Origin of the sequence: Burkholderia pyrrocinia (assembly GCF_022809715.1) — a bacterium.
Lineage (GTDB): Bacteria > Pseudomonadota > Gammaproteobacteria > Burkholderiales > Burkholderiaceae > Burkholderia > Burkholderia pyrrocinia_C.
On the sequence record NZ_CP094460.1, the window covers coordinates 2863587 to 2877765 of the forward strand.

At 67.3% G+C, this 14179-nt stretch carries 12 protein-coding genes; 6 read left to right on the plus strand and 6 right to left on the minus strand.

Annotation, left to right across the window (positions count from 1 at the left end; genetic code table 11):
* Nucleotides 1-70: 70 nt before the first annotated feature.
* The 3 genes from MRS60_RS29750 to MRS60_RS29760 all read left to right on the plus strand — a co-directional run bounded on the left by MRS60_RS29750 (nt 71) and on the right by MRS60_RS29760 (nt 2523).
* Nucleotides 71-871 carry an AraC family transcriptional regulator gene (locus MRS60_RS29750; protein ID WP_034182130.1) on the plus strand — a complete coding sequence of 267 codons (801 nt, stop codon included), beginning with the start codon at nt 71-73 and terminating at the stop codon, nt 869-871.
* Nucleotides 872-983: 112 nt separating this feature from the next.
* A complete protein-coding gene (locus MRS60_RS29755; RefSeq protein ID WP_243566166.1) occupies nt 984-1403 on the plus strand; it encodes an ATP--cob(I)alamin adenosyltransferase in 420 nt (139 codons plus the stop codon).
* Between the two features lie 127 nt (nt 1404-1530).
* Entirely contained in the window at nt 1531-2523 is a 993-nt protein-coding gene (locus MRS60_RS29760; RefSeq protein WP_243566167.1) for a LysR family transcriptional regulator, read from the plus strand.
* A 289-nt stretch (nt 2524-2812) separates the two neighbouring features.
* On the opposite strand, the gene MRS60_RS29765 is transcribed toward MRS60_RS29760, so the two are convergent.
* Complete coding sequence (locus MRS60_RS29765; RefSeq protein WP_243566168.1) at nt 2813-3733, minus strand: LysR substrate-binding domain-containing protein; 921 nt, start codon at nt 3731-3733, stop codon at nt 2813-2815.
* A 108-nt stretch (nt 3734-3841) separates the two neighbouring features.
* Between MRS60_RS29765 and MRS60_RS29770 the strand changes: the two genes are divergently transcribed.
* Nucleotides 3842-4924, plus strand: coding sequence for a tartrate dehydrogenase (locus tag MRS60_RS29770; RefSeq protein ID WP_243566169.1), 1083 nt, complete (start codon nt 3842-3844; stop codon nt 4922-4924).
* A gap of 183 nt (nt 4925-5107) precedes the next feature.
* Complete coding sequence (locus MRS60_RS29775; protein WP_243566170.1) at nt 5108-6418, plus strand: MFS transporter; 1311 nt, start codon at nt 5108-5110, stop codon at nt 6416-6418.
* Nucleotides 6419-6509: 91 nt separating this feature from the next.
* Here MRS60_RS29775 and MRS60_RS29780 read toward each other — a convergent pair whose 3' ends face one another.
* The 5 genes from MRS60_RS29780 to MRS60_RS29800 all read right to left on the minus strand — a co-directional run bounded on the left by MRS60_RS29780 (nt 6510) and on the right by MRS60_RS29800 (nt 12056).
* On the minus strand, nt 6510-6806 hold the full coding sequence (locus MRS60_RS29780; RefSeq protein WP_243566171.1) for a hypothetical protein: 297 nt from the start codon (nt 6804-6806) through the stop codon (nt 6510-6512).
* 97 nt (nt 6807-6903) lie between these two features.
* Entirely contained in the window at nt 6904-7401 is a 498-nt protein-coding gene (locus tag MRS60_RS29785) for a shikimate kinase (protein ID WP_243566172.1), read from the minus strand.
* 217 nt (nt 7402-7618) lie between these two features.
* A complete protein-coding gene (gene argG, locus MRS60_RS29790; RefSeq protein ID WP_243566173.1) occupies nt 7619-8953 on the minus strand; it encodes an argininosuccinate synthase in 1335 nt (444 codons plus the stop codon).
* Between the two features lie 329 nt (nt 8954-9282).
* Nucleotides 9283-10353, minus strand: coding sequence for an FUSC family protein (locus MRS60_RS29795; protein WP_243566174.1), 1071 nt, complete (start codon nt 10351-10353; stop codon nt 9283-9285).
* 155 nt (nt 10354-10508) lie between these two features.
* Entirely contained in the window at nt 10509-12056 is a 1548-nt protein-coding gene (locus MRS60_RS29800; protein WP_034182145.1) for a GGDEF domain-containing protein, read from the minus strand.
* 586 nt (nt 12057-12642) lie between these two features.
* Here MRS60_RS29800 and MRS60_RS29805 point away from each other — a divergent pair.
* A complete protein-coding gene (locus tag MRS60_RS29805) occupies nt 12643-14178 on the plus strand; it encodes an amino acid permease (RefSeq protein ID WP_243566175.1) in 1536 nt (511 codons plus the stop codon).
* Nucleotide 14179: the final 1 nt, after the last annotated feature.

The window sequence follows — 14179 nt, forward strand, 5'->3', positions numbered from 1 at the left end:
CTGCCTTTCTGGTATAAGCACGAAACGACGCGCGGGCACGGCGTCCGCTTCCTCCACTGCCTACCGTTTCATGCGCAAGCTTCCACCGACCACCGATCCCGCCGCGGACGCCGACGTCTACCACGTGCCGCGTCCGCTCGTCGTGTTCGGCGGCTCGGTCGTCGAGCCCGAGTGGCGGCTGGAGCGGCACAGCCATCGCCAGGCGCAGTTGCTCTATACGCTGAGCGGCGTCATCTATTGCGAGATCGACGGCGGCGTGTGGAGCGCACCGCCGCAATGCACCGTGTGGATTCCGGGCGACGTCCCGCATGCGGCGCGGGGCTCGGCCGGCGCGACCTTCTATGCGGTGCTGGTCGAACCCGATGCCGCGCTGGATTTGCCCGCGCACTGCTGCACGCTGTCGATGTCGCCGCTGCTGCGCGAACTGCTGCTGAAGGCGGCGAGCTTCCCGAACCTGTACGACGTCGACGGTCCGCAAGGGCGGCTGATGGCCACGCTGCTCGACGAACTCGTCGCGGCGCCGGTCGAGGACCTGTACCTGCCGATGCCGACCGACCGACGGCTGCGCAAGCTGATCGACCATCTGCTCGACGATCCGGCCGACAAGTCGTCGCTGCCCGAACTCGCGCGGTGCGCGGGCATCAGCGAGCGCAGCCTGACGCGGCTCGCGACGAAGGAGCTCGGGATGAGCCTCGGCGACTGGCGCCGGCGGCTGCACGTCGCGCTGTCGCTGCGGATGCTGACGACCGGCCGCCGCGTGCATCAGATCGCGATCGATCTCGGCTACGAGAGCGCGAGCAGCTTCGTGACGATGTTCCGCAAGGCGACCGGCAAGTCGCCGACGCAATTCCTGACCGACCGGCAACGCTGAACGGCCGCTGCGCGCACGTTTGGCCGGAATGAAAAAGCAGTTGGCCGGGATGAAAAATGACGCGGTCGGCCTCGATCCATAAAATGAGAATCGTTCTCATCTGGAGGTCGACATGCAGATCGTCACGACTGAATTTCCGTTTGTCTGGTTGCGTTACAGCGGTTCGACGCACACCGACCCCGCCCACCTGCTTGCCGAACTCGATGCGTTGCTGGCGCGCCGCGAACGCTTCGTTTTTCTGACCGACGACGCGCCGTCCGGCGACGACCGCGGCGCCGGCGATCACGAACTGCGCAAGCAACTCGCGAAGTGGAGCAAGGCCAACCGCGCGCAGTCGCGCGAATGGATCCCCGCGATGATCGCGATCGAGCCTGACGCGCTGCGGTGCGCGGCGCTCGACGCGTTCTCGGGCGCGTTCGAGAAAGTCTGGGGCTATCCTCTGAACGCGGCGGCGACCCGCGACGACGCGCTCGCGCTGGCGCAACGGCTGCTCGACGAACCGGCGCGCGGCGCCGCGGCTGCGAACGGCTGAACCGGCTGAACCGGCTGAACCGGCTGAACCGGCCGCCGCGCCGGCGGCGCGGCTTTCCTCGACTCGACATGCATGCACGGCGCACGAATGCGCGCCGCGGCATGCTGCAACCACGCAGGGGTGTCCGGTGGACAATCCGATCCGCGCGATGCGCATCTTCACGCGCATCGTCGAAATGAACAGCTTTACGCGCGCCGCGCAGGCGCTCGGCATTTCGCGCGCGACCGCGACGCGGACCGTGCAGGAGCTCGAAGCGGCGCTCGGCATGCCGCTGCTGGTGCGCACGACGCGCGCGCTGCGTGCGACGCCCGAAGGCGACGCGTATTACCGGCGCTGCCTGCGCATCACGGCTGACGTCGACGAGCTCGAGGCCAGCATCCGCGGCGCCGCGCTGCATCCGAGCGGGCCGCTGCGCGTCGAATTGCCGGGATCGGTGGCGGGCGCGATCGTGCTGCCGGCGCTCGGCGAATTTCATGCGAGGCATCCCGATCTCGTGCTGATGCTCGGCGTGTCCGGGCGCGCGGCCGACATGGTCGGCGACGCGGTCGACTGCAGCATCCGGCTTGGGGCGCTACCCGATTCGTCGCTCGTCGCGCGTCGGCTCGGCATGTTCGAGCGCGTGACGTGCGCGAGCCCTGCCTATCTCGACCGCCACGGCGTCCCGCGCACGCTCGACGATCTCGCCGCGCATCGCGCGGTATGCGGAACGTCCGCTTCCGGTCAGCGCACGGCCGAACTCGATTTCACGGTGGATGGTGCGGTGCGCAAGGTCCGGCTCGACGGCATCGTCAGCGTGGACGACGAGCACGCGTACCTCGCGTGCGGCGTGCACGGCCTCGGGCTGCTCCAGCCGCCGCGTGTCGTCGCGCAGCCGCTGATCGACGCAGGACGATTGCGGGAAGTGCTGCCGCGATGGCGGCCCGATGCGGTCGCCGTGTCGGCCGTCTACGTGAAGCGCCCGCATGTGTCGCCCGGCGTGCGTGCGTTCGTCGACTGGATCGCCGAGCGGTTTGCGCAGGACCGGGAAGGCGTGGTCGTCGCGGGAGCCATGGCGCGACAGCAGGCGCCGGAAGCCGTCGAGATGAACGATCGCGAGGGCAGTCAGGTGGCGATGGCGTGAACGAGGGGCGCTGAACGAGGGGCGGTCAATCGTTCGCGAGATGGAACGCGCCGGCCATGCGCTCTTGCTCGCGGGCAGGCAGCGCGAGTCGCGTCGCAGGATGTAAATATTCTGGCGATTATTCGCGATGTTTCGCCAGAATATTTTCATTCTGATAACCGCCCAGGCGAGGCAAGCCCGTGTGCATCCGGAGCGAAGCGTGACCCGGTACAGAGCGATTCGGCCGTCGAGCGTTGTCCGGGCCGGACGCATGTAGCGACGGCGGCTTGTCCCAGCCTTACGGTTTTCCCTACACCGTCCTCAACCGCCCCAGTTCGTCCGCCAGAAAATCGACGAACGCACGAATCCGCGCGGACATCTGGTGACGCTGCGCGTACACCGCATAGATATCCGCGCTCGGCGTTTCGTAGTCGGGCAGCACGACCACGAGGCGGCCGTCGGCGAGATAGTCGCGGAGGTCCCATTCCGCGCGCATCAGAATGCCGTGCCCGTCGAGCGCCCACTTCACGGCGATCTCGCCGTCGTTCGTCGTCAGGTTGCCGTTGATCCGCACGGCTTCCGTGTGGCGTGCCGCGCCGCGTCCGCTCGTCAGGCGCCACACGCCATAGCCCTCGTCACCTTGCCGAATGCCGATGCAGTTGTGCCGTGTCAGGTCGTGCGGCGTGCCGGGCGTCCCGTGCCGCGCGAGATACGCGGGCGCCGCGCACAGCAGCCGGCAGTTCGGCGCGAGTCGCCGCGCGACGACGCGCGTGTCGGGCGGCTCGCCGAAGCGGATGCACACGTCGAACGCGTCGTCGGTGAGCGGCGGCGGCATCACAGACAGTTGCAACTGCACCGACACCTCCGGATAACGCGCGACGAAGCGCGAGATCGCGGGCCCGACGTGGCTGCGCCCGAAGCCGAGCGTCGCGTTCACGCGCAGCAGCCCCTTCGGGCGCTGCTTCGCGCTGCCGAGCAGCTCGCCCAGTTCGTCCATCTGGTCGAGGATCCGGCGCGCGTAGTCGAGATACACGTCGCCTTCGGGCGTCAGCATCATCCGCCGCGTCGTGCGGTTGACGAGCGTCACGCCCGCGCGCCGCTCCATCTGCGTGAGCCGCTTGCTGACGGCCGCCGCGGTCAGCCCGAGTTCGCGCGCGGCCGCGCTCAGGCTGCCCGACGCGGCCAGCGTCGAAAAGAAGCCGAGATCGGCCGGCTGGACGGTATCCGTCATGACGGGATTCGTGAATTGAAGTTAAAGATGCTTTGATTCTAGCGCCGGTTCCTGCACTCCTGGTTCGGTAAAGTGCGTTCACGCTCACGATCAATCGAGGATGTCCGCATGAAGACCTACCGTATCGCAACGATTCCCGGCGACGGCATCGGCAAGGAAGTGGTGCCGGCCGGCAAGCAGGTGCTGGAAGCGCTGGCCCGCGGCAGCGACCGCTTCGCGTTCGAGTTCGAGGATTTCGACTGGGGCGCCGATTACTACCGCCTGCATGGCGCGATGATGCCGGCCGACGGCCTCGACGCGCTGCGCGGCAAGGACGCGATCCTGTTCGGCTCGGCGGGCGACCCCGACGTGCCCGACCACGTGACGCTGTGGGGGCTGCGCCTGAAGATCTGCCAGGGCTTCGACCAGTACGCGAACGTGCGCCCGACGCGCATCCTGCCCGGCATCGACGCGCCGCTGAAGCGCTGCGGGCCGGACGACCTGAACTGGGTCATCGTCCGCGAGAACTCCGAAGGCGAATACGCGGGCGTCGGCGGCCGCGTGCACCAGGGCCATCCGATCGAAGCCGCGACCGACGTGTCGATCCTCACGCGCGCCGGCGTCGAACGCATCATGCGCTTCGCGTTCCGGCTCGCGCAGTCGCGTCCGCGCAAGCTGCTGACCGTGATCACGAAGAGCAACGCGCAGCGGCACGCAATGGTGATGTGGGACGAGATCGCGAAGCAGATCGCACAGGAATTCCCCGACGTCACGTGGGACAAGGAGCTCGTCGACGCGGCGACCGCGCGCATGGTCAACCGGCCGGCGTCGCTCGACACGATCGTCGCGACCAACCTGCACGCGGACATCCTCAGCGATCTCGCCGCCGCGCTCGCCGGCAGCCTCGGCATCGCGCCGACCGGCAACATCGATCCCGAACGCCGTTATCCGTCGATGTTCGAGCCGATCCACGGCTCCGCGTTCGACATCATGGGCCAGGGGCTCGCGAATCCGGTCGGCACGTTCTGGTCGGTCGTGATGCTGCTCGAGCATCTCGGCGAGGCGGAAGCCGCGGCGCGCGTGATGCAGGCGATCGAGGCCGTGACGGCCGACCCGTCGCTGCATACGCGGGACCTCGGCGGCAGAGCGACGACCGCGCAGGTGACGGCGGCTGTCTGCGAGCGCGTCGCGAACGCGGCGGTCGTGGCCTGACGATCGGGGCGGCGCTGCGTATGCGCAGCCGGTAGCCGGCCGCCACCCGTTCGTCATCCTATCGGTTTCTTATGCCCGCGACTCGCGCATCCGACGCGAGCCGGGCGCCGGCCCGCGCGCTTCGTCGCGGCGCCGGCGAGTATTCACGGACAGAGCACGGCTCGACCTCGAAGGAGGAGACACATGCAAGCGGATCTGGAAACCCGCGTCGCGCGGAAACTGATGTGGCGCATCATTCCGTTCGTGATGCTGCTTTACTTCGTCAGCTTTCTCGATCGCGTCAACGTCGGCTTTGCCGCGATGACGATGAACAAGGCGATCGGCCTGTCGCCGACCGCGTTCGGGTTCGGCGGCGGCCTGTTCTTCATCGGCTACTTTCTGTTCGAAGTGCCGTCCAACCTGATCCTCCACCGCGTCGGCGCGCGCATCTGGATCGCGCGCGTGATGATCACGTGGGGCCTCGTGTCGGCGGTGTCCGCGTTCGCTGTCGGGCCGACCAGCTTCTATGTGTTGCGCTTTCTGCTCGGCGTGGCCGAAGCCGGATTCTTCCCCGGCATCATCCTGTATCTCAGCCTGTGGTTCCCCGCGAAGCAGCGCGCGGTGGCCGCCGCGTGGTTCATGGCGGCCGCGCCGATCTCGACCGCGATCGGTTCGCCGCTGTCCGGCGCGATCATGCAGATGCCGCCGATGTTCGGGCTTGCCGACTGGCAGATGCTGTACATCGTCGAAGCGCTGCCGGCGGTCGTGCTCGGCTTCGTCGTGCTGAAGTGCCTGACCGATGCGCCGTCGAAGGCCGCATGGCTGCGGCAGGACGAGCGCGACTGGCTGATCGCGAAGCTGAAGGCCGAGGCGGATATGCGTCACACGCATGCCGGGCATACGGCCGGCGCGTGGCAGGCGCTGCGCGACCCGCGCGTGCTGGCGCTCGCGCTGATCTACTTCGGCACGTCGGCGGGGCTGTATACGCTCGGGCTGTGGGCGCCGCTGATGGTCAAGCAGTTCGGCTTCACCGCATTGCAGACGGGCTTGCTGACCGGCATCCCCAGCATCGCCGCAGTCGTCGCGATGATCGGGTGGGCGCGGCACTCGGATCGCACCGGCGAGCGCACGTGGCACGTCGTGATTCCGTGCGTGCTCGCGTGCATCGGCTTCGTGTTCGCGGGGCAGGCGAGCACCGCGCTACTGACCGTGCTCGCGCTGGTCGTCGTCAACATCGGGATCAGCGCGGCGAAGGCGCCGCTGTGGGCGATGCCGAGCGCGTTCCTGTCGGGCGCCGGTGCGGCCGCGGGGATCGCGATGATCAACTCGATCGGCAATCTCGGCGGGTTCGTCGGGCCGTTCGCGATCGGCTGGCTGAAGCATGTGACGGGCGGGTATGCGGCGGGGCTTTATGTGGTGGCGGGCACGCTCGCGGTGTCGGCGGTCGTCACGCTGATGCTGAGCCGGAAGGGGGCGCGGGAGCAGGTCGTGGCGGGGGCGCGGCCGCATCATTGAAGGCGGCGCGCGTCCGCGAACATGCATCCGGACGCGCAGGCTGCGCGGTCACGACGGTGAGCGCGCGCGGATTCGCCGGCCGGGGCATTGCTTACGCATGGAACCAGAACCACAAGCCCGGAATGCAGAGCAGAAGGTGCAGCGGGATCGCGACACGGAATGATGCTCGTGGAGGTTGGTCAGGTTTTGGCGCGTCGGCCGCGAGGCAACCGATGCCGACGGCAAGCGCCAGGACGGAGACGGCGGCCATGCTCCGCAGGCCGAAGCCGAGAACGCCGACGCCTGCGTAGGGATCGGTCATCGAGCTGGCGTAGCCGTAGCACATCACCATCGCAATGATTTCAATGACCGCGATCCACGCGATGATAGAGCCGCATCGTGTCGTCATGTTGTCTCCGGTGTCGTTCCCGGTTGGCGAAAAATCCCGAGGATACACGGGACTGCGGTGAGGTTCTTCGCGACGGTGCATGGCCGAAGCGGCCGCGTCAATGTGCGGGAAGCGCCGCGCGGCGTGTGATCTCCGTCGCACACGCATCGGCCGACGCGTTCGACGTATCGATCACGCAATCGCTGAACGCGCGCGCCGCATACCCTTCGCGATACATCTCGGCGATACGCTGCCGCTCCCAATCCGTCAGTGCGCGCGTGCCGCGATTCGAAGCCGCGACCGCTTCGGGCGGCGCGAGCGTCACGACGAACAGGCGCGCAGCGCGTGCGTCGCAGGCGGCGCGCAGCCGTTCGAATTCCGCGTCGCCGATCGGATAGGCGATCACCAGATGGCGTTCGCACGCCTGCGTGATTTGCGTGACGAGACGCTCCAGCGCGATCGCCCACTGAACGTCGAACGGTGCGTCTTCGGGCGCATCGTGATCGTCGCCGTCGATGAAGCGCGCATCGGGCAGCGTGCGCGCGAGTGCGCGGCCGATCGTCGTCTTGCCGCTGTTGATCGGCCCGTTCAGGTGGATGACGGTGAGGGCAGTCATAAGGAAAGGCGGAAGTCGAACGACTCGCAGCTTGCCATGATCGGTGCGGCGTTGCAGTGCCGTTTGCGCGAGGCGCAGCGTCGAGCGATTGCGGAGGGAAAGCGAAAAAGCGGGGAGAGGCGGAAGGAGCGGCAGGCTGCGTGCGTGATGATCGGTACACGCAGCCTGCCCGGCCGTGCCGCATTCAGCGATGCGGCACGGCGTCGAACGAAGCGACTTACTTGTCGTCGCCCTTGATCTGCGGCAGCGCCGACGATTCACCCGGCGTGAGCAGGCCGACTTGCGTATAAACGCGCAGCTTGTCGCGCGTATCGGTGATGTCGAGGTTGCGCATCGTCAGCTGGCCGATCCGGTCGCGCGGCGAGAACGTCGACGCCACTTTCTCCATCGACAGGCGTTCCGGCTGGTACGTGAGGTTCGGCGACTTCGTGCTCAGGATCGAGTAGTCGTTGCCGCGGCGCAGTTCGATCTTCACTTCGCCGGTGATCGCACGGGCGACCCAGCGTTGCGCGGTTTCGCGCAGCATGATCGCCTGCGGATCGAACCAGCGGCCCTGGTACAGCAGGCGGCCGAGGCGGCGACCGTTCTCGCGGTACTGCTCGATCGTGTCTTCGTTGTGGATGCCGGTGACGAGACGCTCGTACGCGATGTACAGCAGCGCGAGGCCCGGGGCTTCGTAGATGCCGCGGCTCTTCGCCTCGATGATCCGGTTCTCGATCTGGTCGCTCATGCCGAGGCCGTGGCGGCCGCCGATGCGGTTCGCTTCCAGCAGCAGCTCGACCTGATCCTTGAACTCGACGCCGTTCAGCGCGACCGGCTGGCCGGCTTCGAAGCGCACCGTCACTTCTTCCGCGGCGATCTTCACGTCGTCGCGCCAGAACGCGACGCCCATGATCGGGTTCACGATCTTGATGCCGCTTTCGAGGCTTTCCAGATCCTTCGCCTCATGCGTCGCGCCGAGCAGGTTCGAATCGGTCGAATACGCCTTCTCGGCCGACATCTTGTACGCGAAGCCGGCCTGGTTCATGAATTCGGACATTTCGGCGCGGCCGCCGAGCTCGTCGATGAAGGTCTGGTCGAGCCACGGCTTGTAGATCTTCAGGTCCGGGTTCACGAGCAGGCCGTAGCGGTAGAAGCGCTCGATGTCGTTGCCCTTGTACGTGCTGCCGTCGCCCCAGATGTTGACGCCGTCTTCCTTCATCGCGGCGACGAGCATCGTGCCCGTCACGGCGCGGCCGATCGGCGTCGTGTTGAAGTACGTGACGCCGGCCGTCGTGATGTGGAACGCGCCGCTTTGCAGTGCTGCGATGCCTTCGGCGACGAGCTGCGCGCGGCAGTCGATCAGGCGGGCGCCGGCTGCGCCGTATTCGATCGCACGCTTCGGGATCGCGTCGTAATCGTCTTCGTCGGGCTGGCCGAGGTTCGCCGTGTATGCGTACGGGACGGCGCCCTTCAGTTTCATCCAGTGCAGCGCGGCGCTGGTGTCCAGGCCGCCGGAGAAGGCGATACCGACCTTCTGGCCGGTCGGGAGGCTTTCGAGAATCGTGCTCATAGGAATTACCGTGGATTGGGTCCGGTGGGATCGTATTTCGCGGAATATGCGAGTATCGGCTGTCCGGGAAGTTGGGGCAAGGGCTGATTTTCGCGCGGATACGTCGTCCGGCCTGTCGCGGCGGGCCCGGCGGGCGGTTAACCAGGCGGAGAACGCGGCGCGAACCGGCGCCGGGCGGCGGCCGAAACGGGCTCGGACGCGCGCCGTCGCGGGCCGTGCTTCCGGGGCCGGATCGGCCGAGCGGCGTACCCGTCGCTGTCAGGATAGCGGCCCGCCAATCCGAAAGGAATATGAAAGGCTGGCGGATGAAGCCCGGAATCCCGCGAACCTCAGATATTCCACGACTGCGCGGTGTCGAGCAGCTTCTCGCGCAATTGATCGACTTCGCCGGCCAGCTTGGCCGTGATCGACACGTAGCCGGACAACTGCGGCGGCGGCGCGTCGTGCGGCGGGTCGGCCGGCCGGCGGCGCGGCGCGAGCCGGCTCGGCTTGCCGAACTTGAGCGCGCGGCTCGCGCCGACCAGAGTGTCGCGGATGCGCCGGTTCACGGCCTTCATCCCGACGCGCAGGTATTCGCGGGCCGCCAGGTCGTCGCGGGCCGGCACCGCGCTCGACAGGATCTCCAGATAGCCGATGCACAGGCGCAGGCTGCGCTGGATCGCCTCGAGCTGCGTCATCGACGTCTCGCATTCCTTCGACACCGACGGCATCAGCGAACGCAGCTGCACGAGCAGCGCGCTCAGCGCGGCCATTTCCTTCAGGTGCGTGTCGTCGCCGACCTGGCGGTCGCCGGCGACCCGCGCATGCACGGCCGCGCACGCGCGCAGCGCGTCGGCGAGCTTGTAGCGCCACGAGTAGGTTGCATAGAGCGGCAGCGCGAACGAGAACGCCAGCGCGATCGCGATGCCGATCAGCACGTTCACCGCGCGCCACAGGCCGTCGACGATCTCGTTGTCGCCGTGCCCGGCGACGATCACCATCGTGATCGCCGACAGCAGCGCGATATAGCCGGCCTTGCCGATCGCGTGATACGCGCAGATGCCGCAGGCAACCGACATCAGCAGGTAGATCGCGATCGGTGCGTGCGCGGCGGAATACAGCAGGATCAGCCCGAGCCCCGCGAGCGCGCCGATCGACGTGCCGAGCGCGCGTTCGGCCGCCTTCTTGCGGATGTTGCCGTGATGCTGCAGCCCGCCGACGACGATCAGCACGGTGATCGTCGACCATTCGCCGTGCGGCACGCGCAGGCCGGTGGACAGGGCGATCGACACGAGAATCGCGAGCGCGACGCGCGCTGCATGGATCAGCTTCGCGTGCCGGTAGCGGCGGTACGGATCGAGCAGCGGACGGAGCGCGTGGCGCAGGAGTGGCGGCAGCCGGGTAGGGAGCGAGGCGGTCATGACGGAGCTGGAGTGGCCGGAACGCGCACGGCGGCTTGCGCGGGGCGGCGCCGCGCCGCATGCGCAGCAGACGTAACGCTAGCCGAACGCGCGCGGGCTGTCCACGGCGCGGCTGTCCGGGGTGGCCGGCTGCCGCATCGTGTCGCGACGACACGTCACGCCATGTCACGCCATGCGTCGGCCGTGCTCGGCTGCGCGTCCGACACGCGGTTGCGTCCGCCGGACTTCGCGCGGTACAGCGCCTCGTCGGCGCGCCGCAGCAGCGTTGCGGCATTCGTGCGGCCGTCGGCGGCGGTTGCCGTGCCGATGCTGGCCGTGACGCGCCCGTACGGGCTCTTCACGTGCTCGATGCCGAGCTCCGCGATCGCGTGCCGGATGCCTTCGGCAACGGTCGCCGCGCCTTGCGCGTCGGTGTCGGGCAGCGTGACGACGAATTCCTCGCCGCCGTAGCGCGCGACGTGGTCGCCTTCGCGGCGCAGGCAGCGCGACGCGGATTGCGCGACGCGGCGCAGCACGTCGTCGCCGGCCGGGTGGCCGTAATAGTCGTTGAACGCCTTGAAGTGATCGACGTCGACGAACAGCACGGACAGCGGGCGGCCGCTGCGCGCCGCACGCTGCGCCTCTTTCGCGAGCACCGTGTCGAACGTGCCGCGGTTGTCGAGGCCCGTCAGCGAATCGGTGTGCGCGAGCCGGTACAGCTTCGATTCGGCGATCTGCCGGCGTCCCAGTTCGCGCGACAGCGCCAGCGAGCCCCACGCGATGAACCCGGTGAACAGGCACATCAGCACGACGGTCCAGATCGCGCGGTGGTGCCACGGCGCGTAGACGTCGATCTCGGCCGGCGCGACGTCGACGATCAGCGGCAGGCCGGGCAGATGCTTGTAAACATAGATGCGCCGCACGCCGTCGATGCTGCCGATGCCCGACAGCACGCCTTCGCGGCGGCGCAGCGCCTCGATGAACAGCTGCGAATTACGCAGGTCGAGGCCGACCACGCGCGCGTCGTAAGGCAGGCGGCTCACGAGCATGCCGTTGAGCTCGGCGATTGCCGCGCTGCCGTGCTTGCCGACCGCGAGGCCGTCGAGCAGCGCGCGGAAGTAGTCGATGCTGAGCGTGCCGACGACGACGCCGCCGAACGTGCCGTCGGACAGCGTGATCCGGCGGCTGAGCGCGATCGTCAGCGCGCCGCCGCGCAGCCGGGACGCGTAGGGGCGGCTGATATAGAGGCCCTGCGCGAGCCCGTTGCGGTGCACGGTGAAATAGTCGCGGTCCGCATAGTTGCCTTGCCGCGCGGGCGACACGCTCGAATCGATCACGATATTGCCGTGCGCATCCATCACGAAAAGCGACCCGAGATACGCACCGGTGGCGGCGCGGTCGAACAGCAGCCGGTGGCGCTGGCGCGGCGGCAATGTCATCAGTTCCGGATCGGCTACGCCGTCGACGACGTTTTGCAGCGACAAATCGTAGAGTTCGATATTGCGCGCGATATCGCGTTCGATCAGCAGCATCAGGTTGCGCGCATTTTCGACCGCGTGCTCATACGCGTCGCGTCGCGCCTCGATTAAAAGCGACGTCGAAAGTCCCCAACTGAACATCAGCAGGACGATGCCCGCGACGAGTACGCCGCGGGGCGACAGAATGCGTGCCACGATCGACGCGGTATGGCGGCGCAGCGTGGCGGGCAGCGGGAGTGACTTCATCCTCGGGGGCGACGGGCGGCGGATACTCGCGTTGCGACGGTTCCGCGCGCTGATTATTTCGAATTAACCCGCATTATCTCGCGAATTCCTGCAATTCGTGTGCGCATGCAAAACATGCATGCGGAAACAGCAATTCGAAACGATTACGCATCATTACCGCATAGCGCGCGGGTGATTTGATTTGAATCAATTATCAGTATCGGTCGTTTTGTCTGATTAATGGTGCGATGACCGGTCGATTTTTCGTATCGGCGCGGTATTTGGCGGATCGAGACAGGATTACCCGTTTACCGGTCGGAATGAAAAGCCGAATAACCCCGGGATACCCATGGTTTTGGCGCCGGCAGGCGGCTGCGGTTGCGCCGGTGCGGCCAACTCCTTGATTCTGCGAAATCTCTGCGGCCGCGGCGGGCGTGTGCGCCTGAGCTCCCCCCATGGCGAATCAGGTAGAATCCGCGCTTCGCCGCAGGCGCCCGCCGCGCAACGCGTATCGGGGCCGCATCGAATGCATCGCAGGACGCGTACCGCGCTCCGATTCCGCATGCGCCGGCTACGGATGCCGGCCCGCTCAACGTTCGTCTCGTTTATGTCCGCAATTCCGAAATCCGACCAACCCGGTTCGTCCGCGAACCCACCCAAGCTTCATCGCGCGCTGAAGGCGCGCCACCTGACGATGATCGCCATCGGCGGCTCGATCGGCACGGGCCTGTTCGTCGCGTCCGGCGCATCGATCTCGCAGGCCGGCCCCGGCGGCGCGATGCTCGCGTACATGCTGATCGGCCTGATGGTGTACTTCCTGATGACGAGCCTCGGCGAGATGGCCGCGTTCATGCCCGTGTCGGGTTCGTTCGCGACCTACGGCGCGAAATACGTGGACGAAGGCTTCGGCTTCGCGCTCGGCTGGAACTACTGGTACAACTGGGCCGTGACGATCGCGGTGGAGCTCGTCGCCGCGCAGCTCGTGATGCACTACTGGTTTCCGGACGTGCCGGGCGTATGGTGGAGCGCGGCCTTCCTCGCCGTGATGTTCCTGCTCAACGCGCTCACCGTGCGCGGGTTCGGTGAGGCCGAATACTGGTTCGCGCTGATCAAGGTCGTCACCGTGGTCGCGTTCATCGGCGTCGGCCTGCTGATGATCTTCGGCATTCTGAAAGGCGCGCCGAGCAACGGCTGGGGCAACCTGACGATTGGCGACGCGCCGTTCGCGGGCGGCCTGCCGGCGCTGATGGGCGTCGCGATGATCGCGGGCTTCTCGTTCCAGGGCACCGAGCTGATCGGCGTCGCGGCCGGCGAATCGGAGCACCCGCGCACGACGATCCCGCGCGCGGTGCGCCAGGTGTTCTGGCGGATCCTGCTGTTCTACGTGTTCGCGATCTTCGTGATCGGCGTGCTGATCCCGTACACCGACCCGAACCTGCTGAAGACGGACGTGACCGACATCGGCGTGAGCCCGTTTACGCTGGTGTTCCGCCACGCGGGCCTCGCATTCGCGGCCGGCGTGATGAACGCGGTGATCCTGACCGCCGTGCTGTCGGCCGGCAATTCGGGCATGTACGCGTCGACGCGGATGCTCTACAACCTCGCGACCGAAGGCCGCGCGCCGAAGCTGTTCGCGAAGCTGTCGCCGGGCGGCGTGCCGCGCAATGCGCTGTACGCGACGACCGCCGTCGGCGCGCTGTGCTTCTTCACGTCGCTGTACGGCGACAAGACGGTGTACCTGTGGCTGCTGAACACGTCGGGGATGACGGGCTTCATCGCCTGGCTCGGCATCGCGGTCAGCCATTACCGGTTCCGCAAGGGCTACGTCAAGCAGGGTTATTCTCTCGACCAGTTGCCGTACCAGTCGAAGTGGTTCCCGTTCGGCCCGCTGTTCGCGTTCGTGCTGTGCCTCGTGATCGCGCTCGGGCAGGACTATCAGGCGTTCCTCGCGAACAAGATCGACTGGGCCGGTGTGACCGCGACCTATATCGGTATTCCGCTGTTCGTCGTCGTGTGGCTCGGTTTCCGGCTCCTGAACAAGAGCCGCTTCGTGCGCTACGAAGACATGGAGATCGCGCCGTGGATCGCCGCGAGCCGCGGCGCGCAGCCGCAGCCGGTGGCGAATCGCGAAACCGCGGGCTGAC